This window comes from Streptomyces sp. Tu 3180, from assembly GCF_009852415.1.
In the GTDB taxonomy this organism is placed as follows: domain Bacteria; phylum Actinomycetota; class Actinomycetes; order Streptomycetales; family Streptomycetaceae; genus Streptomyces.
The window spans coordinates 4,627,912-4,648,111 of sequence record NZ_WOXS01000002.1 but is presented as its reverse complement, the minus strand read 5'-3'; the positions used below and the strand labels follow the sequence as shown (position 1 = coordinate 4,648,111).

Genomic DNA, 20,200 nt, shown 5'->3' with positions numbered 1-20,200 from the left:
CGCGGGACCCGGACCTCAGCCCAGCTTCGACACGTCGCGCACCGCGCCCCTGTCCGCGCTGGTCGCCATCGCCGCGTACGCCCTCAGGGCGGCGGAGACCTTGCGGTCGCGGTTCTTCGGGGCGTACCGGCCGTTCAGCGCCTGTTCGCGGCGGGCCAGCTCGGCGTCGTCGACCAGGAGCTCGATCGAGCGGTTCGGGATGTCGATGCGGATGCGGTCGCCGTCCTCGACCAGGGCGATGGTGCCGCCGGAGGCCGCCTCCGGGGAGGCGTGGCCGATGGACAGGCCGGAGGTGCCGCCGGAGAAGCGGCCGTCGGTGACCAGCGCGCACGCCTTGCCGAGGCCGCGGCCCTTCAGGTACGAGGTCGGGTAGAGCATCTCCTGCATGCCGGGGCCGCCCTTGGGGCCCTCGTAGCGGATGACGACGACGTCGCCCTCCTTGACCTGCTGGGTGAGGATCTTCTGAACGGCCTCCTCCTGCGACTCGCAGACGACCGCCGGGCCCTCGAAGGTCCAGATGGACTCGTCGACGCCGGCCGTCTTCACCACGCAGCCGTCGACGGCGAGGTTGCCGCGCAGGACCGCGAGGCCGCCGTCCTCGGAGTAGGCGTGCTCGGCGGAGCGGATGCAGCCGCCCTCGGCGTCCTCGTCCAGCGTCTCCCAGCGCTCGGACTGGGAGAACGCCTCGGCGGAGCGGACGCAGCCGGGGGCCGCGTGCCACAGCTCGACCGCTTCCGGGGAGGGCGAGCCGCCGCGCACGTCCCACGTCTTCAGCCAGTCCCCGAGGGAAGGGCTGTGGACCGCGTGGACGTCCTCGTTGAGCAGGCCCGCGCGGTGCAGCTCGCCCAGCAGGGCCGGGATGCCGCCGGCGCGGTGCACGTCCTCCATGTAGTACGTGCGGTTCTTCGCCACGTTCGGGGCGACCTTCGCGAGGCAGGGGACCCGGCGCGAGACCGCGTCGATCTCGTTGAGGCCGAAGGGGACGCCCGCCTCCTGGGCCGCGGCCAGCAGGTGGAGGATCGTGTTGGTCGAGCCGCCCATGGCGATGTCCAGGGCCATCGCGTTCTCGAAGGCCGAGAGGGAGGCGACCGAGCGCGGCAGGACCGTCTCGTCGTCCTCCTCGTAGTAGCGGCGGGTGATGTCCATGACCGTACGGGCCGCCGCCTCGTACAGGCCCTTGCGGGCCGTGTGGGTGGCGAGGACCGAGCCGTTGCCCGGCAGGGACAGGCCGATGGCCTCGGTGAGGCAGTTCATGGAGTTGGCGGTGAACATGCCGGAACAGCTGCCGCAGGTCGGACAGGCGTTCTCCTCGATGCGGAGGATGTCCTCGTCGGAGATCTTGTCGTTGACGGCGTCGGAGATCGCGTCGACCAGGTCCAGCGTGCGGACCGTGCCGTCGACCAGGGTCGCGCGGCCGGACTCCATCGGGCCGCCTGAGACGAAGACCGTCGGGATGTTCAGGCGCAGGGCCGCGTTCAGCATGCCCGGGGTGATCTTGTCGCAGTTGGAGATGCAGATCAGGGCGTCCGCGCAGTGGGCCTCGACCATGTACTCCACACTGTCCGCGATCAGGTCGCGGGAGGGGAGCGAGTAGAGCATGCCGCCGTGGCCCATCGCGATGCCGTCGTCGACGGCGATCGTGTTGAACTCGCGCGGGATGCCGCCGGCCGCGACGACCGCCTCGCTGACGATCCGGCCGACCGGCGCGAGGTGGGTGTGGCCGGGGACGAACTCCGTGAAGCTGTTGGCGACCGCGATGATCGGCTTGCGGCCGATGTCCGCACCCGGTACACCGGAGGCGCGCATCAGGGCGCGGGCGCCCGCCATGTTGCGGCCGTGGGTGACTGTGCGGGACCTCAGCTCGGGCATCGTCGCTCGCTCCTTCAGACCTTCGAAGAGTGCCGGCCAGAGAGTTCTGACTGGCATCGAGCGTACGCCGGTCATCCAGAGGGCGGGACGAGGTGTCCGGAATGCGGGATGAATGTCTCGCCGCCGGAACGCGGTCGTCAGCGTCCGGTGAGGTGTCCCTGCACCACGGGCGCCACGCGCCTGACGATCTGCTCCGGGTCCGCCGAGGCCAGCGGCTCCACCTTGATCACGTACCGGATCATCGCGATCCCGACCAGCTGCGCGGCGGCGAGCTCGGCGCGCAGCTCCGCGTCCGGCGAATCGAGCTGCCCGGCGATGCGGCGCAGCAGCTGGCCGGCGACCAGGCGGCGGAAGACGGCGGCCGCGGTCTCGTTGTTCACGGCGGAGCGGACGATCGCGAGCAGCGGGGCCCGGGTCACCGGGTTCTCCCAGAGCCCGATGACCGTGCGTGTCATCCGCTCGCCCACTTCCTCGAGCGGGCCTTCGAGGACCGCGTCCCGGCCCACGAGCGCCGGCGCCAGGGCGACCTCGACGGCCGCCTCGAACACCTGCTCCTTGGTGCCGAAGTAGTGGTGCACCAGCGCGGAGTCGACCCCGGCCGACTTGGCGATGCCCCGTACGGACGTCTTCTCGTACCCGCGCTCGGAGAACTCCTCGCGGGCCGCGTCGAGGATGCGGTCACGGGTGCCGGCCGATTCCGTGCGCGGGGGGCGGCCGCGGCGCCGGGAGACGCCGTTCGGCCGCGCGGCCGCGTCCGGGCCGTCGCTCGCGGTGACGCCGGTCATCGCCGCGGCATCCGGGCGGCGGAGGAGGCGGAGGCCAGGTGCAGGCGGGTGAACGCCAGCGCCTCCGCCAGGTCGGCCTCGCGCTCCGCGCCGGACATGGCACGGCGGGTGTTGACCTCGATGACGACGTGGCCGTCGAAGCCGCCGAGCGCGAGGCGCTGCAGCACCTCGGCGCAGGGCTGGTCGCCGCGGCCGGGCACGAGGTGCTCGTCCTTGGCCGAGCCCCGGCCGTCGGCGAGGTGGACGTGGCCGAGGCGGTCGCCCATGCGGTCGATCATCTGCAGGGCGTCGGTGCGGGCGGTCGAGGCGTGGCTGAGGTCGATCGTGAAGTGGCGGTAGTCCTCCTTGGTGACGTCCCAGTCGGGGGCGTACGCCAGCATCTCGCGGTCGCGGTAGCGCCAGGGGTACATGTTCTCGACGGCGAACCGCACATCCGTCTCGTTCGCCATCCGCCAGATTCCGTCCACGAAGTCCCGGGCGTACTGCCGCTGCCAGCGGAAGGGCGGATGGACGACGACGGTGCCGGCGCCGAGCTTCTCGGCGGCGGCCCGGGCCCGCTGGAGCTTGGTCCAGGGGTCGGTGGACCACACGCGCTGCGTGATGAGCAGGCAGGGGGCGTGCACGGCCAGGACGGGGATGCGGTGGTAGTCGCTGAGTCTGCGCAGCGCCTCGATGTCCTGGCTGACCGGGTCGGTCCACACCATGACCTCGACGCCGTCGTACCCGAGGCGCGCGGCGATCTCGAAGGCCGTCGCCGTCGACTCCGGATAGACGGAGGCCGTCGACAGAGCGACCTTCGCATCCGGGATGCGCACCGCTGGTTCTGCCACGAGGGACAGGGTACGGGGTGCGTTCGGCGGACGGGCGGCGGACGGGCGCCGGGCGACCGGCTTCGGCCAGGACCGCCCACCGGCGCCGGACCCGCGTGTCCGCAGGACAGGGCCCGCTCGTCCGCCCGCCGGGCGATCCGTCCGCCCGGCCGCCGTGTGACGGAGCTAACCGGCCCCCCGGATGCTCCCGCACGCGGCGCGCGGCGGCACGGAGCCCCCGGCCCGGCGCGTACGGCTACGCCGGACCCATGTGGTCCAGGCGGCGCAGGATGACGCCCTCGCGGAGCGCCCACGGGCAGATCTCCAGGCGTTCCACGCCGAACAGGTCCATCGCGCCCTCCGCGACCAGCGCCCCGGCGAGCAGCTGGCCCGCGCGGCCCTCGGAGACGCCGGGCAGTTCGGCGCGCTCGGCGACGGTCATGGCGGCGAGCCGGGGCACCCAGCCCTCCAGGGACTCCCGCTTCAGCTCGCGCTGGACGTACGGGCCCTCGGCGGAGCGGGCGGCGCCGGCGATGCGGGCGAGCTGCTTGAAGGTCTTGGAGGTGGCCACCACGTGGTCGGGGGCGCCGAGGCGGCTGAATTCGCCGACCGTGCGGGCGATCTCGGTGCGCACGTGGCGGCGCAGCGCGCGGACGTCGTCCGGCGCGGGCGGGTCGCCGGGCAGCCGGCCGGCGGTGAGGCGGCCGGCGCCCAGCGGCAGCGACACGGCGGCGTCGGGCTCCTCGTCCATGCCGTAGGCGATCTCCAGGGAGCCGCCGCCGATGTCGAGGACGAGCAGCTTCCCGGCCGACCAGCCGAACCAGCGGCGGGCGGCGAGGAAGGTGAGCCGGGCCTCCTCCTCGCCGCTGAGGACCTGCAGCTCGACCCCGGTCTCCTCGCGCACCCGCGCGAGGACGTGGTCGGCGTTGTCCGCGTCGCGCACCGCGGAGGTCGCGAACGGCAGCAGTTCCTCGACCCCCTTGTCCTCGGCGGCCCGGAGCGCCCCGTGGACGACCGCGACCAGCCTGTCGATCCCGTCCGGGCCGATGGCCCCGTCGTCCTCCAGCAGCTGGGCGAGGCGCAGTTCGGCCTTGTGCGAGTGCGCGGGCAGCGGGCACGCGCCGGGGTGCGCGTCGACCACCAGCAGGTGCACCGTGTTCGAACCCACGTCGAGGACACCGAGTCTCATGTACGGAACGCTACTGCCCGCCGCGCGGTGTGTTGCCGCCCTCGGCGCATCTTCCGCGGTGCCCGGGCCGGTCCCGGAGGGGAGCGCGGGCGACTTACCCTGGACGGGTGCCAAAGACGAAAAAGGCGAAGGACGAGAAGACGGACAAGAGGGCCGAGAAGGTCAAACCGGACGCGGGTTCTTCGCGGGTGACCGCACCGAAGTCGCCGGGGAAGCCTCCGGCGGACGACGAGAAGGGCCTCGACTTCGCCCGCGCATGGGTGGAATTTCCCGATCCGGCGGACGACGAGCAGGTCTTCCGCTGCGATCTGACATGGCTGACCTCTCGCTGGAACTGCATCTTCGGCAGCGGTTGCCAGGGCATCCAGGCGGGCCGCGCGGACGACGGGTGCTGCACTCTGGGCGCCCACTTCTCCGACGAGGACGACGAGAAGCGGGTCGCCGAACATGTGGCGAGGCTCACGCCGGACATCTGGCAGCACCACGAGGAGGGCACCAGGAACGGCTGGGTGTCGCAGGACGAGGACGGCGACCGCCAGACCCGCCCGTTCCAGGGCTCGTGCATCTTCCAGAACCGGCCGGGTTTCGCGGGAGGCATGGGCTGCTCGCTGCACATCCTCGCCCTCAGGGAGGGCCGCGAGCCGCTGGAGACCAAGCCGGACGTGTGCTGGCAGCTGCCGGTCCGGCGGACCTACGACTGGATCGACCGGCCCGACGACACGCGCGTGCTGCAGGTCTCGATCGGCGAGTACGACCGCCGCGGCTGGGGTCCGGGCGGCCACGACCTGCACTGGTGGTGCACCTCGGCGACCTCGGCGCACGGCGCCGGGGAGCCGGTGTACGTCTCCTACCGGGCGGAGCTGACCGAGCTGATGGGCAAGGCCGGCTACGACCGTCTGGCCGAGCTGTGCGAGGAACGGCTGGCCTCGCAGCTGCCCCTGCTGGCACCGCATCCGGCGGACCCCGCCTGATCCGGTCCCGGTCTACGGCGTGGACGGGGCCGGGTCGCCGCCGTCCGCGGGCGGGGGCGTCGGTCCCGCCGGGTCGGCCGGGGCGGTCCCGCCGGGCGCGGGCTCCGGGCCGGGCGAGGACGGGGGGCCGGTCGGCGTGGGCTGCGGGGGTGCCGGTGTGGTGGGCGCCGGGTCCGGGCCGGGCGACGACGGCGGCCCGCCGGGGCTCGGGGGAGGGCCGCTCGGGGTGCCGGGGTGCGCGGTGCCCGGGCCGCCGGGGTGACCGGGGGCGCCGCCGTGGCCCCCGATGGTGACGACCGCGCCGGCGGGTGCGATCGCCACGGTCGCCCTCCAGTGCCCCGACGGCTCACGGAGCCGGTCGACGTACACCCTGACCGTCGACGACTCGCCGGGGGCGAGCGTGCCCGACGACCGGCTCAGGTGGAGCCAGGGCGCTCCCGTGGAGGCGGACCAGCGGACCGGCTCGGAGCCCGTCGCGGTGAGGGTGATCAGCGTGGTGCCGCCGGTGTGGCCGGCCGTGACGGCCAGCGCGGCGCCCTCCCGTCCGGCCCCGGTGGCGCCGACGACCTCCACGGACACGTCCGCCCCGCCGCCCTCGCCGAACCGGGGGCCGGGCCGGGGGCCGGCGTTGCCGGTGTTCTCGTAGCCGCCCGCTCCCTCGCCGTCGAGGTCGACGGGGCCGCCGTCCTCCCACGCGGAGGCGGAGCGGCCGTCCTGGGCCTCGCCGACGGGGGTGCCGCGGTAGGCGGCCCACAGCGCGAACACGGGCGCGGCGATCACGGTGGCGACGACCGTCGTCGTGACGGCACGCGCGCGGAACCGGTCCCTGCGGGCGACGCGGTCCCTGGGGTCCACCGGGAAGCCGCGCCGGTCGAAGCGGGGCGCGGCGGCGCGCCCGCGCGGGTGGTGGGCCACGGCGGCGCGCAGGGCCGCGCCCGGCGCCGGCAGGACGGGCAGCGCGTCCGGCGTGACGCTGGTGCCGGGCCAGCGGCCGGGGACGGCCCGCTCGGCGGTGCGGCGGCAGCGCGGGCAGTCGTCGACGTGCCGGACGAGTTCACGGCGCAGGGCGGTGCTGAGCACGAGCTGGTGGTCGCCGGTGAAGTGCGCCACACCGGAACAGGCGCCGGTCTCGACGACGGCGAGCGCCGCGCGGGTGCGCTCGACCTCGCAGGCCGCGGAGGCGAGCAGCTCGCGGGCGGCGGCCGGCTCCCTGCCGAGCACGGCGGCGACCTCGTGGGCGGAGAGGCGGTGGCGGACGGCGAGTTCCAGCGCCTCGCGCTGCTCCGGGGTGATGCCGGCGGCCTCCGGCCAGGCCAGCAGGGCCAGTTCCCGCCGGCGGCGCTCCCGGACCTCCTCGGAGACCGCCGGGGCGGTGGCGGCCCGGTCCTCGCGCCGGCGGTCGGTGCGGCCCGCGGCGTGGGTGGTACGACGTTTCTGCTGGGCCTCCGCCAGCGTGCGCAGACACGCCCAGCGGGCCAGCGCGTACAGCCAGGCCCGGCGGTCCCCGGGCGCGTCCGGGACGTGCCGGCCGCGGCGCTCCGCGAGCACGAGGACGTCGGCCAGGGCGGCGGTCGCCGCGTCGTGGTCGCACAGCACGGACAGGCAGTAGGTGAACAGCCCGTCCAAGTGCGGTTCGTAGCGCGTGTGCGGCCGCCGCACCAGCGTGCGCGCGGCCCCACGGTCACGCACCTCCCGGTGCGCCCGGTGAGTGCCGGTCGTGCGGGTCGGGGTCTCCGGGCCACTGCTCGTCATCCGGCGACCGTAGGCGGCCCGGGGCGGCCTTCTCGGGTGCCCTGCACACTTTTAATCCGTACGGGTGAAACGATCCCTCAATCGGGTACAGGAACCTTTCGCTCACCGGGCCGGGCGCGGAAACCGCCCGGTCCGGGCCTCCCCGACGGCGCCGCCCGGGGCCGCCGTCCCCTCCTCCCGGCACCCGCTCTCCTCCCCGCGCCCGTCCCTCCCCGGCACGCGTCCGCCTCCGGGCGCAGCGCCTCCCCCGGCACGCGTCCGCCTCCGGGCGCCGTCCCTCCCCCGGTGCCGGTCCGGCGTCCGCGCCCCGGATCCGAGCGGCCGTGCGGGGGCCGGCCGGCGCCCCGGTCCGCGTTGTCAGTCCCGGCCGCTACCGTTTTCGCATGGCTGCCCGTACCAAGACCACCAAGGACCGCCCGTCCTACCGCTGCACCGAGTGCGGCTGGCAGACGGCCAAGTGGCTCGGCCGCTGCCCCGAGTGCCAGGCCTGGGGGACGGTCGAGGAGTACGGCGCGCCCGCGGTCCGTACGACGGCCCCGGGGCGGGTCACCACCTCCGCCCTGCCCATCGGCCAGGTCGACGGCCGCCAGGCCACCGCCCGCTCCACCGGCGTGCCCGAGCTGGACCGGGTGCTCGGCGGCGGGCTGGTCCCCGGGGCCGTGGTGCTCGTCGCGGGCGAGCCCGGCGTCGGCAAGTCCACCCTGCTGCTCGACGTGGCGGCCAAGTCGGCGAGCGAGGAGCACCGCACGCTCTACGTGACCGGTGAGGAGTCGGCGAGCCAGGTCCGGCTGCGGGCCGACCGCATCCACGCCATCGACGACCACCTGTACCTCGCCGCCGAGACGGACCTGTCCGCCGTGCTCGGCCACCTGGACGCGGTCAAGCCGTCCCTGCTGATCATGGACTCGGTGCAGACGGTGGCGTCGCCGGAGATCGACGGCGCCCCGGGCGGCATGGCCCAGGTCCGCGAGGTGGCCGGCGCGCTGATCCGGGCCTCCAAGGAGCGCGGCATGTCCACGCTCCTGGTGGGACACGTCACCAAGGACGGCGCGATCGCCGGTCCGCGCCTGCTGGAGCACCTGGTGGACGTCGTCCTGCACTTCGAGGGCGACCGGCACGCGCGCCTGCGCCTGGTCCGGGGTGTGAAGAACCGCTACGGCACCACCGACGAGGTCGGCTGCTTCGAACTGCACGACGAGGGCATCACGGGCCTCGCGGACCCGAGCGGGCTCTTCCTGACCCGCCGTGACGAGCCGGTGCCCGGCACCTGCCTGACGGTCACCCTGGAGGGCCGCCGCCCCCTGGTCGCCGAAGTGCAGGCGCTCACGGTCGACTCGCAGATCCCCTCCCCCCGGCGCACCACGTCCGGCCTGGAGACCTCGCGCGTGTCGATGATGCTGGCGGTGCTGGAACAGCGCGGCCGCATCAGCGCCCTGGGCAAACGGGACATCTACTCCGCGACGGTCGGCGGGGTGAAGCTCTCGGAGCCCGCCGCGGACCTGGCCGTCGCGCTCGCCCTGGCGTCGGCGGCGAGCGACACCCCGCTGCCGAAGAACCTGGTCGCGATCGGCGAGGTCGGCCTGGCCGGCGAGGTGAGACGGGTCACGGGCGTCCAGCGCAGGCTCGCCGAGGCGCACCGCCTGGGCTTCACACACGCCCTGGTACCGGGCGATCCGGGCAGAATCCCTCCGGGGATGAAGGTCCTGGAAGTCGCGGACATAGGGGACGCGCTGCGCGTCCTTCCGCGCTCCCGTCGGCGAGAGGCCCCACGGGAGGAGGAGGACCGCCGGTAGACTTTGCCCAGGTCTCGCCCGTCCGTACGAACCGAGTACGCGAAACGGGGGCGCCCCAGAACCTGCGACCGGAGGAGTGCAGTGGCAGCCAACGACCGGGCAGCGGCTCCCGGAAAGTCCGGTGGGAGTGCCGGTTCCGAGGGCCTGATGCGCGCCTCGCTGAGCGCCGTGGCACCCGGCACCACCCTGCGTGACGGCCTGGAGCGCGTGCTCCGCGGCAACACCGGCGGTCTGATCGTGCTCGGTTCCGACAAGACCGTCGAGGCACTGTGCAGCGGCGGCTTCGTGCTGGACGTCGAGTTCACCGCGACCCGGCTGCGCGAGCTGTGCAAGCTGGACGGCGGCATCGTCCTGTCGTCCGACCTGTCCAAGATCCTGCGGGCGGGCGTCCAGCTGGTGCCGGACCCGACCATCCCGACCGAGGAGACCGGCACCCGGCACCGCACCGCCGACCGGGTCTCCAAGCAGGTCGGCTTCCCGGTCGTCTCGGTCTCCCAGTCGATGCGCCTGATCGCGCTCTACGTCGACGGCCACCGCCGGGTCCTGGAGGACTCGGCGGCGATCCTGTCCCGCGCCAACCAGGCCCTCGCCACGCTGGAGCGCTACAAGCTCCGCCTCGACGAGGTCGCGGGCACGCTGTCGGCGCTGGAGATCGAGGACCTGGTGACCGTCCGGGACGTCTCGGCGGTCGCGCAGCGGCTGGAGATGGTGCGCCGCATCGCCACCGAAATCGCCGAGTACGTGGTCGAGCTGGGCACCGACGGCCGCCTCCTCGCCCTCCAGCTGGACGAGTTGATCGCGGGCGTGGAGCCGGAGCGCGAGCTCGTCGTGCGCGACTACGTCCCCGAGCCCACCGCCAAGCGCTCCCGCACGGTCGACGAGGCCCTGCACGAGCTGGACGCGCTCCCCCAGGCGGAGCTCCTGGAACTGCCGACGGTGGCCCGCGCCCTGGGTTACACCGGCTCCCCCGAGACCCTGGACTCGGCGGTGTCGCCGCGCGGTTTCCGGCTGCTGGCGAAGGTGCCGAGGCTGCCCCGGGCGATCATCGACCGCCTGGTGGAGCACTTCGGCGGGCTGCAGAAGCTGCTCGCCGCCAGCGTGGACGACCTCCAGACGGTGGACGGCGTCGGCGAGGCCCGGGCGCGCAGCGTCCGCGAGGGTCTGTCGAGGCTGGCGGAGAGCTCGATCCTCGAGCGGTACGTCTGAGCCCTCCCGGGCGGGTCACCGCCCGGCGCGTACCGCCGCTCCCGGCGGTACGCGCCGGGCGCGGCCCCGGTCCCCCGTCAGTCCTTCTCCAGCACGAACGACGTCCGCATCTTCGCGAACCCCGGCGCCTTGGCCTCCACCAGGTACGTCCCGGCGCCGGCCGATCCCGCCGGCGGCGTCGCGCACCGCGGGGCGCTCGGCTTGCGGTCCCACTTCACGGTGTACGTGATGCTCTCACCGGCCGGTACCCGGAACACCAGGCTCCGCACGCCCTCGGGGCAGTCGTCCGACGCCCAGTACGGGTCGTCCTCGCTCGCCTGGGTGATCGTCAACACCGTGCTCTCCGGCCCGAGATCGACCTTGCAGTCGCTGCCGGAGGCGTTCCGCGCGGTCAGCAGGAAGGTGGGGGTCCGACCGGGCTCGTAGGCGTTGCGGACGCTGCGCAGGGTCAACCTGACCGTGTTCGCCGTGCAGTTGGGCAGTCCGGAACCGGATCCGGCCGGCAGCGCGTCACCCGCGCCGACCCCGGACGACGTGCCGCCCTCGGAACCGCCGCCCGCGCCGCCCCCCGCGCCGCCGTCCGAACCGCCGGCGCCACCGGAGCCCGCGGGGTCGCCGTTCGCTCCGTCGTCCCCGCCTTCGCCCTCGCCCTCGTCCCCGCTCCCGGACGACGAGCCGCCGGACCCGCCGGAACCCGACTCGTCGCGTCCGCCCGGCGCCTGGCTGATCGCCGGCCCCGAACCCGACGGTCCCGGTGTGATGGACGGTGCGGGATTCTTGCCGTTGGCCCCGCTCCCGCGGTCGTCGCCGCCCCCGCCGCCCGCGGTGACCACCCAGGTGATCAGCAACGCCAACACGGCCAGTACGGACAGCAGTACGACCCTCCTTCGCCAGTAGATGGAGGAGGGAAGCGGCCCGACCGGATTGCGCAGAGATCCCACGGCGCAAACTGTACGAGAGATCGGTGCGTTCGCTCGGCCCACCCGCCGCCAAGACTCACAACTTTTCCGGATCATCATCCCGGAACCCGCCCCGCCCGCCCTGTCTTTCGTCGGGTGCGGCACGCGACGATCGCGGGGTGTGACCGCATCGGCCCCTCGCCTACGGTCCGTGACCATGGACTTCGTGGACAGCGGGCTCTACCGCGACATCACCGACTTCGCGCACGACTCCCCGTCGTGGGTGCGGCACACGGCCGAGATCGGGACGGAGGCCGGACTCCTGGTCTTCGTCGCGCTGTTCGTCCTCGGCTGGTGGCGGGCCCGGCGCGCCGGCCCACGGACGTTCGCGATCGCGTGCCTTGCACCTCTGGCCACGGCCGTGGCGTACGTGTGCAGTGAGGTGCTGAAGTCCGTTGTGACCCAGGAGCGTCCGTGCCGGGCGGTCACCGACGCCGCCCCCTCCCTGGCCGCGTGCCCGCCGCACGGCGACTGGTCGTTCCCCAGCAACCACGCCGCGATCGCGGGCGCCTCGGCCCTCGCCCTGGTCCTGGTCCGCCGCGCGCTCGTCCGGCTGACGGCCCCGCTGGCCCTGCTCACGGCCTTCTCCCGGGTGTTCGTCGGCGTGCACTACCCGCACGACGTGGCCGCCGGACTGCTCCTCGGCGCGGTCGTCGCCTTCGCCGCCGTACGGCTGGCCACGCGCCCGGCGGTCCGGCTCGCCGCGTCGATGCGCGCCTCGTCGGCGCCCGCCGTGCGCTGGCTCACCGGACCGGGACCGGAACCGGCCGCCCACCGCGTCCCGCCGTACGCGACGCGCCGACACCGCTAGGACTCAGGTCGCGACCAGTCCCGCCTCGTGGGCGACGATCGCCGCCTGTACGCGATTGCGCACGCCGAGCCGGTCGAGGACCGCGCTGACGTACGCCTTCACCGTGCCCTCGACGAGGTGCAGCCGGGCGGCGATCTCCGGGTTGGACAGTCCGGACCCGACCAGGCCGAGCACCTCGCGCTCGCGCGGGCTGAGCACCGCCACGCGCGCGCGGGCCTCCGCCTCCCGGGCGAGCCGGCCGGTGCCGCCGGCGCCGCCGAGTCCCTCGATGACGTACCGGGCCACCTTGGGCGACAGGAAGGCCGCGCCGCCCGCCACCGCCCTTGTTCCGGCGATGAGTTCGTACGGGTCACCGGACTTGAGCAGGAAGCCGGTGGCGCCGCCGCCCAGCGCGCGGGCCACGTGGGCGCGTTCGGAGAAGGTGGTGAGCATCGCGACGGCCGTGCCGGGGACGGTGCGGACGATCTCCTCGGCCGCCGCGAGCCCGTCCAGGCGGGGCATGCGGATGTCGAGCAGGGCCACGTCGGGGCGGTGCGCCCGGGCCAGTTCGACGGCCTCGCGCCCGTCACCCGCCTCCGCGACGACCTCCGTCTCACCGCTGCTCCCCAGGATGGCGCGCACCCCGGCGCGCACCAACGCCTCGTCGTCGGCCAGCAGGACCCGGATCATCGTGCGAACTCCTCTTGTTCGTGCGGTCGTTCTCCCTCCGGTCCGTCGCCGGCCAGGCCGACGCGCGGGACCACGTCCTTGGTGACCAGGCGCCCCTCCTCGTCGAAGCAGAGCCGGAAATGGTCGACGGAGACGAAGAGTTCGCCGCTCGCGCGGTAGTAACGGCAGTCGGCGCCCTCGGGCGGCGCGGGCGCGCGTTCCGAGGGCGGGTCCTGGACGTCCCGGTCCGGCAGCACCCGTGCGACCTCGTCGGCCGGCGCGCCCGGGCGCAGCCCCGCGTAGGCGGCGGGCTCCAGGACCGAGTGCGTCTCGGTGTAGGCGTACCAGCCGAAGGCCGAACCGACCAGGACGACACCCGCGCAGGCCGCGACGCCGAGACCGGCGGCGACCCGGCGGCGGGCCCGGGTGAAGGGGGCGGAGGGCGGGTGCGGGGGCGCGGCCTGCGCGGACGCCCGCGCCGGGACGTGGGCCCGGACCCGGTAGCCGTCGGCGTGCGGGCCCGCCTCGAAGGTGCCGCCGACCGCGGTCACGGCGGCGCGCAACCCGAGCAGGCCCGAACCGCTTCCCGGGGCCGGTGAACTCCCTTGGACCGCACGGCCGTTGGTGATGGTGACGGTCGCTCCCCGCGCGTCGTCCCCCGTCACCGCCACGACGACGGGCGCGCCCGGTGCGTGCCGTGCCGCGTTGGTCAGCGCCTCCCTGGTCACCCGGTGCAGCAGCCGCCCGGCGACCCCGCCGGGCCGCACGGCCGTGTTCCGCCCGCCGGTCTCCCAGCGCACCGGCAGCCCGGACTCGGCGGCGCGGGCGACGAGTTGCTCGACGTCCTCGCCGGCCGGGGTCAGCGGCACGGGCTCGTCGTCCTCCCGCAGGACGCCGATGATGCGGTGCAGCCGGTCGGTGGCGTCGGCGGCCGCCGCGCGCAGGTCGGCCGCGGCGGCCCGGTGGTGGCCGGCGAGGTCGGGGGCGACCTGGAGGGCGCCCGCGCGCAGGGCGATCAGGCTCAGCTCGTGGCCCAGGGAGTCGTGCATGTCCTGGGCGATCCGGGCCCGCTCGCGCAGCCGGGCGCGCTCCTCGGTGAGGCGCTGCTCCTCCTCCAGGCGGGCCGCCCGCAGCCAGCCCGCCTCGGCCAGCTGGCGGCTCTGCCGCCAGTAGCGCCCGCCGAGCCAGGGGAAGACGCAGCCGAACAGGAGGGTGCCGGTCAGGACCAGCCACTCGGGGACCGGGTCGGCCCCGGTGAGCGCGATCCGCGCGGTGCCGGCGCAGCCGACGGCGGCGAAGCACAGCGCCGCGGGGGCCGTGCGCTCCGCCCGCAGCCCGAGCAGCAGCGCGGACACACCGAGCGCCGGGCCGTAGGAGACGCTGAACAGCGCGGGTGCGCAGGCCAGGCTCAGGGCGGCCGTCAGCGCGAACGCGGCCGGCGGCCGGCGCCGGGAGACGGCGGTGGCGGCGGCGAGCAGGACCAGGCCGGCCAGCCGCTGCCCGAGGGCGCGCGGCTCGTTCAGCCCGAGCCGGTCCGCGGTGAGCGCCGGGGCGGCGAGGGCCGCCCAGAGCAGGCAGCCCCTGCCGAGCGCGGCGAGGCGGGCACGTTCCATGCCGTCGACGCTACAAGCGGCCGCCGGGTCGCCACTGCTGCCGATCGTCAGGTGCCCGTCACTCTCCGGGACCCCTGGTTCCCCCTCCCACCACCGTGGCGGTCCCCCCGCGGGCGGGGCCGGGCGTGGCAGGATCGAGGGGTCATGACTGCTCCCACGAAGCCCCCGTACGGCCCCGCCGCCGATTCCGCGTCCGAGCGTGCTCCCGGTGAGCCGCTGCACTCCCCTGTCATCGAATGGTTCGACGAGCACGCCCGGGACCTGCCGTGGCGGCGCCCGGAGGCCGGCGCGTGGGGGGTGATGGTCAGTGAGTTCATGCTCCAGCAGACCCCGGTGAACCGGGTCCTGCCCGTCTACGAGCAGTGGATGGCCCGCTGGCCGCGCCCCGCCGACCTCGCCGCCCAGGCGCCCGGCGAGGCCGTCCGCGCCTGGGGCCGGCTCGGCTACCCGCGCCGCGCCCTGCGGCTGCACGGCGCCGCCGTCGCCATAACGGAGCGGCACGGCGGCGACGTCCCGGCCGACCACGCCCAGCTGCTGGCGCTGCCCGGCATCGGCGAGTACACGGCCGCGGCCGTGGCGTCGTTCGCGTACGGGCAGCGGCACGCGGTGCTGGACACCAACGTCCGCCGGGTGTTCGCCCGCGCGGTCACCGGGGTGCAGTACCCGCCGAACGCGACCACCGCCGCCGAGCGCCGGCTCGCCCGGACGCTGCTGCCGGAGGATGCGTCGACCGCCGCGCGGTGGGCCGCCGCCTCCATGGAGCTCGGGGCGCTGGTGTGCACGGCGAAGAACGAGTCGTGCCACCGCTGTCCGATCGCCGCGCAGTGCGCCTGGCGCCTGGCGGGCAAGCCGGCCCACGACGGTCCGCCGCGCCGGGGCCAGACGTACGCGGGCACGGACCGCCAGGTCCGCGGGCGGCTGCTGGCCGTGCTGCGGGAGACGCACGGACCGGTGCCGCAGGCCGCCCTGGACCGGGTGTGGCACGAGCCGGTGCAGCGCGCCCGCGCCCTGGACGGTCTCGTCGCCGACGGCCTGGTGGAGCCGCTGCCGGGCGGCCTGTACCGGCTGCCGCTGGGCTGATGCACAGCCGGCGCACACGGGGACGGGCGTCCGCGGCCACGGCGCCGGCCCGCCGTATCCGCCCATAACCGCCTCGATCGCCGCACCACCCCACCCCGTTCCCCCTTCCGTTACACAACCGACGGACAGCCGCAGGCTGCCCGCAGGCTGCTTCGCACAGTGCCGTGACAACGCCTCCGTACCTTCGTCCACGTGCCCGGAAAGGGCATGACGACCACGGATCACAGGCAGTGCAGCCGGCGCGCACGGGCGGGCCGGAACGGGGAGCGGAAGGCGGTTCACCATGGCGCAGGGCGAGGTGCTCGGGTTCGAGGAGTACGTCCGCACCCGGCAGGACGCGCTGCTGCGCAGCGCCCGCCGCCTGGTCCCGGACCCCGTCGACGCGCAGGACCTGCTGCAGACCGCGCTGGTCCGGACGTACGGCCGCTGGGAGACCATCGAGGACAAGCGGCTGGCCGACGCCTACCTGCGCCGCGTCATGATCAACACGCGGACCGAGTGGTGGCGCGCCCGCAGGCTGGAGGAGGTGCCGACCGAGCAGCTCCCGGAGTCCTGCGTGGACGACGCCACCGAGCAGCACGCCGACCGCGCCCTGCTGATGGACGTCCTGAAGGTGCTCGCCCCGAAGCAGCGCAGTGTCGTGGTGCTGCGACACTGGGAGCAGATGTCCACGGAGGAGACGGCCGCCGCCCTCGGCATGTCGGCCGGAACGGTCAAGAGCACACTGCACCGGGCGCTGGCCCGGCTCCGCGAGGAGCTTCAGGCGCGCGACCTGGACGCACGCGCTCTGGAGCGTGAGGAGCGGGAGCGTTGCGCGGCCTGACCGGCGCGGGGCACACAGGGGCCCGGACCACCGTCCGGGCGGCGACCGCGGCGACGGCCGCGCTCGCCGCCGCGGGCCTCTTCGCCGCGGGCTGCGGCACGGGCGGCACCGGCGCACGGGACGAGGGCCCGGCGCACGCGGACTCGGCGGTGAGCGCCGCCGCGCCCTCGAAGGCGCAGGCCACGGCTCCCGACCGGGTGGACGCGGTCCGGCTGATCAAGGCCGACCCGGCGGTCTCGGCCGAGGTCAAGCGGGAGCTCGAGCCGTGCGTCGCCGACGAGTACCCCGTCGACGTGAGCTACGGCAACCTCACCGGAGGAGCCGCCGACGACGTCGTCGTCAACGTGCTGACCTGCGGGGACGCGGTGGGCGTCGGCTCGTACGTGTACCGCGACGAGGACGGCTCGTACGTGAACGTGTTCAAGACCGAGGAACCCCCGGTGTACGCGGAGATCGACCGCGGGGACCTGGTGGTGACCAAGCAGGTGTACGACCGGGGCGACCCGGTGTCGAGCCCGTCCGGCGAGGACGTGGTCACCTACCGCTGGACCGCGGGCCGGTTCACCGAGGAGTACCGCACGCACAACGACTACGGCAAGGTGGCCGGGCCGGAGCCGGCGCCCGCGCCCGACGGCTGAGACGTGGCTCACGGCGTGAACCGGCGGAGCCGCCCGGACCGATGAACGGGTGAACCCCCGCACGGTCCCCTGCGTCCGTCGGGTGGGCGGGGGAAGAGCGCCCGCACGGACCCGAGACCGAAACGAGAACTGAGAGCACCGGGATGGCAGACCAGACCCACGTCCTGTTCGTCGAGGACGACGACGTCATCCGCGAGGCCACCCAACTCGCCCTGGAGCGGGACGGCTTCGCGGTCACCGCGATGCCCGACGGCCTGTCCGGTCTGGAGGCGTTCCGGGCGAACCGCCCCGACATCGCGCTCCTCGACGTCATGGTCCCCGGCCTCGACGGGGTCAGCCTGTGCCGGCGCATCCGCGACGAGTCGACGGTCCCGGTGATCATGCTGTCGGCGCGCGCCGACTCCATCGACGTCGTGCTGGGCCTGGAGGCGGGTGCCGACGACTACGTGACCAAACCGTTCGACGGGGCCGTCCTGATGGCCCGGATCCGCGCGGTGCTGCGCCGCTTCGGGCGGGCGAACGGCGGCCGGGGGGAACCGGCCGCCGCGGACGACGGGGGTGTGCTCGCCTTCGGCGAGCTGGAGGTCGACACCGAGGGCATGGAGGTGCGCAGGGCGGGGGAGCCGGTGGCGCTGACGCCGACCGAGATGCGGCTGCTGCTGGAGTTCTCCTCGGCGCCGGGCACCGTGCTCTCCCGCGACAAGCTGCTGGAACGCGTGTGGGAGTACGGCTGGGGCGGTGACACCCGGGTCGTCGACGTCCATGTGCAGCGGCTGCGCGCGAAGATCGGCCAGGACCGGATCGAGACGGTCCGCGGCTTCGGCTACAAGCTGAAGGCCTGAGCGGGCGGATGCGGCGGATGCAGCGGATACGCGAGGCGCGGGGGCGCTTCCGGCGCCTGGTGGCGGCCTGGGTCGACCGGGCGGGCATCGGCACGGGCCTGCGGTGGAAGCTCAGCGCGGCCATCGCGCTGGTCGGCGCGCTGGTGGCGATCGCGCTGAGCCTGGTCGTGCACAACGCGGCCCGGGTGTCGATGCTGGACAACGCGCGCGACCTCGCCGACGAGCGCATCATGATCGCCCAGCGCAACTACGAGCTGTCCGGACGGCTGAACTTCCCCAACACCAAGATCGACGACCCGGGGCTGCCCGAGGCGCTCCGGGAGAAGGTCGAGGCGGGTCGCCGCGCGACCTACGTGGCCGACCGGCCGGGCGGGGCGCCGGACATATGGGCGGCGGTGCCGCTGAAGGACGGGCACGTGATGTCCCTGCACTCCGGCTTCACCGACCGCAGCTCGGACATCCTCAAGGACCTCGACCAGGCCCTGGTGATCGGTTCGATCGCGGTCGTCCTGGGCGGCAGCGCGCTCGGTGTGCTGATCGGCGGCCATCTGTCGCGCCGGCTGCGCAAGGCGGCCACCGCCGCCAACCGGGTCGCGGGCGGCGAGACGGACGTGCGGGTGCGGGAGGCCATCGGCGGGGTCGTCCGCGACGAGACCGACGACCTGGCCAGCGCCGTGGACGCCATGGCGGACGCGCTGCGGCAGCGGCTGGAGGCCGAGCGCCGGGTCACCGCCGACATCGCGCACGAGCTGCGCACCCCGGTGACCGGGCTGCTGACCGCCGCCGAACTGCTGCCGCCGGGGCGCCCGACCGAGCTGGTGCTGGACCGGGCCAAGGCGATGCGCACCCTCGTCGAGGACGTCCTGGAGGTGGCCCGGCTGGACGGGGCCTCCGAGCGGGCCGAACTGCAGGACATCCTGCTGGGCGAGTTCGTCGCCCGGCGGGTGGCCGCGAAGGACCCGGCCGCCCGGGTGCGGGTGGTGCACGAGTCGGAGGTCACCACCGACCCGCGGCGTCTGGAGCGCGTGCTGTTCAACCTGCTCACCAACGCCGCCCGGCACGGCAGGCCGCCCGTCGAGGTCACCGTCGAGGGCCGGGTCGTCCGGGTCCGCGACCACGGGCCCGGCTTCCCCGACGACCTGCTCGCCGAGGGGCCGAGCCGGTTCCGCACCGGCAGCGCGGACCGGGCCGGCCGGGGCCACGGGCTGGGCCTGACCATCGCGGCGGGGCAGGCCCGGGTGCTGGGAGCGCGGCTGACCTTCCGCAACGTACGGCCGGCGGGGGCGCCGGAGGGCGCACCGGCGGAGGGTGCGGTCGCCGTGCTGTGGCTGCCGGAGCACGCGCCGACGAACACCGGGAGCTACCCGGTGCTGGCCCAGTGACGGGGGCGTTTCAGCAGCCCCAGTCCTTGTCCGTGTCGAGGCCGCCCTCGCGCCTCTGGGTGAAGGAGAACCAGTTGCCGGAGTCGTCGCGGAACAGGGCCTCGGTGCCGTACGGGCGCTCCTGCGGCTCCTGGATGAACTCGACCCCGCGGTCCTTGAGCTTGGCGTAGTCGCCGTGGATGTCGTCGGTGGTCAGCACACCGGGGCCGAGCGCTCCCTTGGCCACCAGCTTCCTGATCATCTCGGCGGACTCGGGGTCCATGCCCGCGCCGGGGACCATCAGGGTCAGTTCGACGTCGGGCTGCTCCGGCGAGCCGACGGTGAGCCAGCGCATGCCGCCCTCGCCCAGGGTCATGTCGGTGCGCACCTCCAGGCCCAGCTTCTCGGTGTAGAACTCCTTCGCCCGGTCCTGGTCGAGGACCCAGACGGTGGTGATGGCGAGCCCCTTGATCATGACGTACTCCTGTTTCGCGGCCGTTCCCTCAGTGCCCTGTCACCGTAGGCGGCGCCGCCGTCAGTCCGCTTCTCCGGAATTGCGCTGTGCCGCCGCCCTGCCCGGCCCGGGCCGGTACCCGCCGAGCCAGTGCATGGCGTAACAGCCCGGGATCAGGGCGGCACCGCGGCCCACGTGCCTGGCGCGGTACTCGCTGGGGGACAGGCCGGTCCAGGTCTTGAACCGCGCCGAGAACGTGCCCAGGCTGCTGAAGCCGACCACGTGGCAGATCTCCGTCACCGACAGACCGGCGGTGCGCAGCAGGTCCTCGGCGCGCTCGATCCGGCGGTGCGTGAGGTACTGGCCCGGGGTCTCGCCGTAGGTCTCCCTGAAGGCGCGTATGAAGTGGTAGCGCGAGTAGCCGGCGTGCGCGGCGATCGCGGTCAGGTCGAGGTCCGGGTCGGCCCAGTCCCGGTCCATCGCGTCCTTGGCCAGTCTCAGCTGACGCGCCTTGTCCATGCGGCCGATGGTGGCACGGGGGTCTGACAACGGCGCCGGGGCACGTCCCGGGCAGGGGAAGGAGCCGGGGAAGAGGCG

At 74.6% G+C, this 20,200-nt stretch carries 19 protein-coding genes; 9 read left to right on the top strand and 10 right to left on the bottom strand.

Going from position 1 to position 20,200, the window contains the following annotated elements; genetic code table 11:
• Positions 1-15: 15 nt before the first annotated feature.
• From ilvD to GL259_RS21835, 4 genes are all read right to left on the bottom strand, one after another.
• Complete coding sequence (gene ilvD / locus GL259_RS21850; RefSeq protein ID WP_159535056.1) at positions 16-1,869, bottom strand: dihydroxy-acid dehydratase; 1,854 nt, start codon at positions 1,867-1,869, stop codon at positions 16-18.
• Positions 1,870-2,006: 137 nt separating this feature from the next.
• A complete protein-coding gene (locus GL259_RS21845) occupies positions 2,007-2,654 on the bottom strand; it encodes a TetR family transcriptional regulator (RefSeq protein WP_159535055.1) in 648 nt (215 codons plus the stop codon).
• A complete protein-coding gene (locus GL259_RS21840; RefSeq protein WP_159535054.1) occupies positions 2,651-3,484 on the bottom strand; it encodes a sugar phosphate isomerase/epimerase in 834 nt (277 codons plus the stop codon). Before GL259_RS21840 ends, GL259_RS21845 begins: the two co-directional genes overlap by 4 nt.
• 235 nt (positions 3,485-3,719) lie before the next feature.
• The gene (locus GL259_RS21835; RefSeq protein WP_159535053.1) at positions 3,720-4,652 is read right to left on the bottom strand and encodes a Ppx/GppA phosphatase family protein; all 933 of its coding nucleotides are present in this window, start codon (positions 4,650-4,652) and stop codon (positions 3,720-3,722) included.
• A 107-nt stretch (positions 4,653-4,759) separates the two neighbouring features.
• Between GL259_RS21835 and GL259_RS21830 the strand changes: the two genes are divergently transcribed.
• Entirely contained in the window at positions 4,760-5,623 is an 864-nt protein-coding gene (locus tag GL259_RS21830; protein ID WP_159535052.1) for a hypothetical protein, read from the top strand.
• Positions 5,624-5,635: 12 nt separating this feature from the next.
• Here GL259_RS21830 and GL259_RS21825 read toward each other — a convergent pair whose 3' ends face one another.
• Positions 5,636-7,375: a sigma-70 family RNA polymerase sigma factor gene (locus tag GL259_RS21825; protein WP_159535051.1), complete on the bottom strand. Its 1,740-nt coding sequence runs from the start codon at positions 7,373-7,375 to the stop codon at positions 5,636-5,638.
• Between the two features lie 383 nt (positions 7,376-7,758).
• Between GL259_RS21825 and radA the strand changes: the two genes are divergently transcribed.
• Both radA and disA read left to right on the top strand, forming a co-directional pair.
• Complete coding sequence (gene radA / locus GL259_RS21820) at positions 7,759-9,168, top strand: DNA repair protein RadA (RefSeq protein WP_159535050.1); 1,410 nt, start codon at positions 7,759-7,761, stop codon at positions 9,166-9,168.
• An 81-nt stretch (positions 9,169-9,249) separates the two neighbouring features.
• A complete protein-coding gene (disA, locus tag GL259_RS21815) occupies positions 9,250-10,374 on the top strand; it encodes a DNA integrity scanning diadenylate cyclase DisA (RefSeq protein WP_159535049.1) in 1,125 nt (374 codons plus the stop codon).
• Between the two features lie 77 nt (positions 10,375-10,451).
• Here disA and GL259_RS21810 read toward each other — a convergent pair whose 3' ends face one another.
• Complete coding sequence (locus GL259_RS21810; RefSeq protein WP_159535048.1) at positions 10,452-11,315, bottom strand: hypothetical protein; 864 nt, start codon at positions 11,313-11,315, stop codon at positions 10,452-10,454.
• 175 nt (positions 11,316-11,490) lie between these two features.
• Here GL259_RS21810 and GL259_RS21805 point away from each other — a divergent pair, with 175 nt between their 5' ends.
• Positions 11,491-12,144: a phosphatase PAP2 family protein gene (locus GL259_RS21805; RefSeq protein ID WP_159535047.1), complete on the top strand. Its 654-nt coding sequence runs from the start codon at positions 11,491-11,493 to the stop codon at positions 12,142-12,144.
• Positions 12,145-12,147: 3 nt separating this feature from the next.
• On the opposite strand, the gene GL259_RS21800 is transcribed toward GL259_RS21805, so the two are convergent.
• A complete protein-coding gene (locus tag GL259_RS21800) occupies positions 12,148-12,813 on the bottom strand; it encodes a response regulator transcription factor (RefSeq protein ID WP_159535046.1) in 666 nt (221 codons plus the stop codon).
• The gene (locus GL259_RS21795; protein ID WP_159535045.1) at positions 12,810-14,405 is read right to left on the bottom strand and encodes a sensor histidine kinase; all 1,596 of its coding nucleotides are present in this window, start codon (positions 14,403-14,405) and stop codon (positions 12,810-12,812) included. Before GL259_RS21795 ends, GL259_RS21800 begins: the two co-directional genes overlap by 4 nt.
• 144 nt (positions 14,406-14,549) lie before the next feature.
• On the opposite strand from GL259_RS21795, the gene GL259_RS21790 reads away from it, so the two are divergent.
• The 5 genes from GL259_RS21790 (at position 14,550) to cseC (ending at position 19,170) form a co-directional block, all read left to right on the top strand.
• Positions 14,550-15,485, top strand: a complete 936-nt coding sequence (locus tag GL259_RS21790) for an A/G-specific adenine glycosylase (RefSeq protein WP_159535044.1) — start codon at positions 14,550-14,552, stop codon at positions 15,483-15,485.
• 283 nt (positions 15,486-15,768) lie between these two features.
• On the top strand, positions 15,769-16,308 hold the full coding sequence (locus GL259_RS21785) for a SigE family RNA polymerase sigma factor (RefSeq protein ID WP_159535043.1): 540 nt from the start codon (positions 15,769-15,771) through the stop codon (positions 16,306-16,308).
• The gene (locus GL259_RS21780; RefSeq protein ID WP_159535042.1) at positions 16,296-16,946 is read left to right on the top strand and encodes a hypothetical protein; all 651 of its coding nucleotides are present in this window, start codon (positions 16,296-16,298) and stop codon (positions 16,944-16,946) included. Before GL259_RS21785 ends, GL259_RS21780 begins: the two co-directional genes overlap by 13 nt.
• A 143-nt stretch (positions 16,947-17,089) precedes the next feature.
• Positions 17,090-17,788: a two-component system response regulator CseB gene (gene cseB / locus GL259_RS21775; protein ID WP_159535041.1), complete on the top strand. Its 699-nt coding sequence runs from the start codon at positions 17,090-17,092 to the stop codon at positions 17,786-17,788.
• Positions 17,789-17,805: 17 nt separating this feature from the next.
• Positions 17,806-19,170: a two-component system sensor histidine kinase CseC gene (gene cseC, locus GL259_RS21770; RefSeq protein ID WP_159535040.1), complete on the top strand. Its 1,365-nt coding sequence runs from the start codon at positions 17,806-17,808 to the stop codon at positions 19,168-19,170.
• Positions 19,171-19,180: 10 nt separating this feature from the next.
• Here cseC and GL259_RS21765 read toward each other — a convergent pair whose 3' ends face one another.
• Together GL259_RS21765 and GL259_RS21760 are read right to left on the bottom strand one after the other, a co-directional pair.
• Positions 19,181-19,624 (bottom strand): VOC family protein, encoded by a 444-nt coding sequence (locus tag GL259_RS21765; protein WP_159535039.1) that lies wholly within the window; start codon positions 19,622-19,624, stop codon positions 19,181-19,183.
• Between the two features lie 60 nt (positions 19,625-19,684).
• Positions 19,685-20,122: a helix-turn-helix transcriptional regulator gene (locus GL259_RS21760; RefSeq protein WP_243762355.1), complete on the bottom strand. Its 438-nt coding sequence runs from the start codon at positions 20,120-20,122 to the stop codon at positions 19,685-19,687.
• Positions 20,123-20,200 lie beyond the last annotated feature (78 nt).

What these genes read in the sequence shown, in the direction of transcription:
- ilvD (WP_159535056.1), bottom strand. Translation starts at nt 1,869, where the DNA reads ATGCCCGAGCTGAGGTCCCGCACAGTCACCCACGGCCGCAACATGGCG.
- GL259_RS21845 (WP_159535055.1), bottom strand. Translation starts at nt 2,654, where the DNA reads ATGACCGGCGTCACCGCGAGCGACGGCCCGGACGCGGCCGCGCGGCCG.
- GL259_RS21835 (WP_159535053.1), bottom strand. Translation starts at nt 4,652, where the DNA reads ATGAGACTCGGTGTCCTCGACGTGGGTTCGAACACGGTGCACCTGCTG.
- GL259_RS21825 (WP_159535051.1), bottom strand. Translation starts at nt 7,375, where the DNA reads ATGACGAGCAGTGGCCCGGAGACCCCGACCCGCACGACCGGCACTCAC.
- radA (WP_159535050.1), top strand. Translation starts at nt 7,759, where the DNA reads ATGGCTGCCCGTACCAAGACCACCAAGGACCGCCCGTCCTACCGCTGC.
- GL259_RS21805 (WP_159535047.1), top strand. Translation starts at nt 11,491, where the DNA reads ATGGACTTCGTGGACAGCGGGCTCTACCGCGACATCACCGACTTCGCG.
- GL259_RS21800 (WP_159535046.1), bottom strand. Translation starts at nt 12,813, where the DNA reads ATGATCCGGGTCCTGCTGGCCGACGACGAGGCGTTGGTGCGCGCCGGG.
- GL259_RS21795 (WP_159535045.1), bottom strand. Translation starts at nt 14,405, where the DNA reads ATGGAACGTGCCCGCCTCGCCGCGCTCGGCAGGGGCTGCCTGCTCTGG.
- GL259_RS21790 (WP_159535044.1), top strand. Translation starts at nt 14,550, where the DNA reads ATGACTGCTCCCACGAAGCCCCCGTACGGCCCCGCCGCCGATTCCGCG.
- GL259_RS21785 (WP_159535043.1), top strand. Translation starts at nt 15,769, where the DNA reads ATGGCGCAGGGCGAGGTGCTCGGGTTCGAGGAGTACGTCCGCACCCGG.
- cseB (WP_159535041.1), top strand. Translation starts at nt 17,090, where the DNA reads ATGGCAGACCAGACCCACGTCCTGTTCGTCGAGGACGACGACGTCATC.
- cseC (WP_159535040.1), top strand. Translation starts at nt 17,806, where the DNA reads ATGCAGCGGATACGCGAGGCGCGGGGGCGCTTCCGGCGCCTGGTGGCG.
- GL259_RS21765 (WP_159535039.1), bottom strand. Translation starts at nt 19,624, where the DNA reads ATGATCAAGGGGCTCGCCATCACCACCGTCTGGGTCCTCGACCAGGAC.
- GL259_RS21760 (WP_243762355.1), bottom strand. Translation starts at nt 20,122, where the DNA reads ATGGACAAGGCGCGTCAGCTGAGACTGGCCAAGGACGCGATGGACCGG.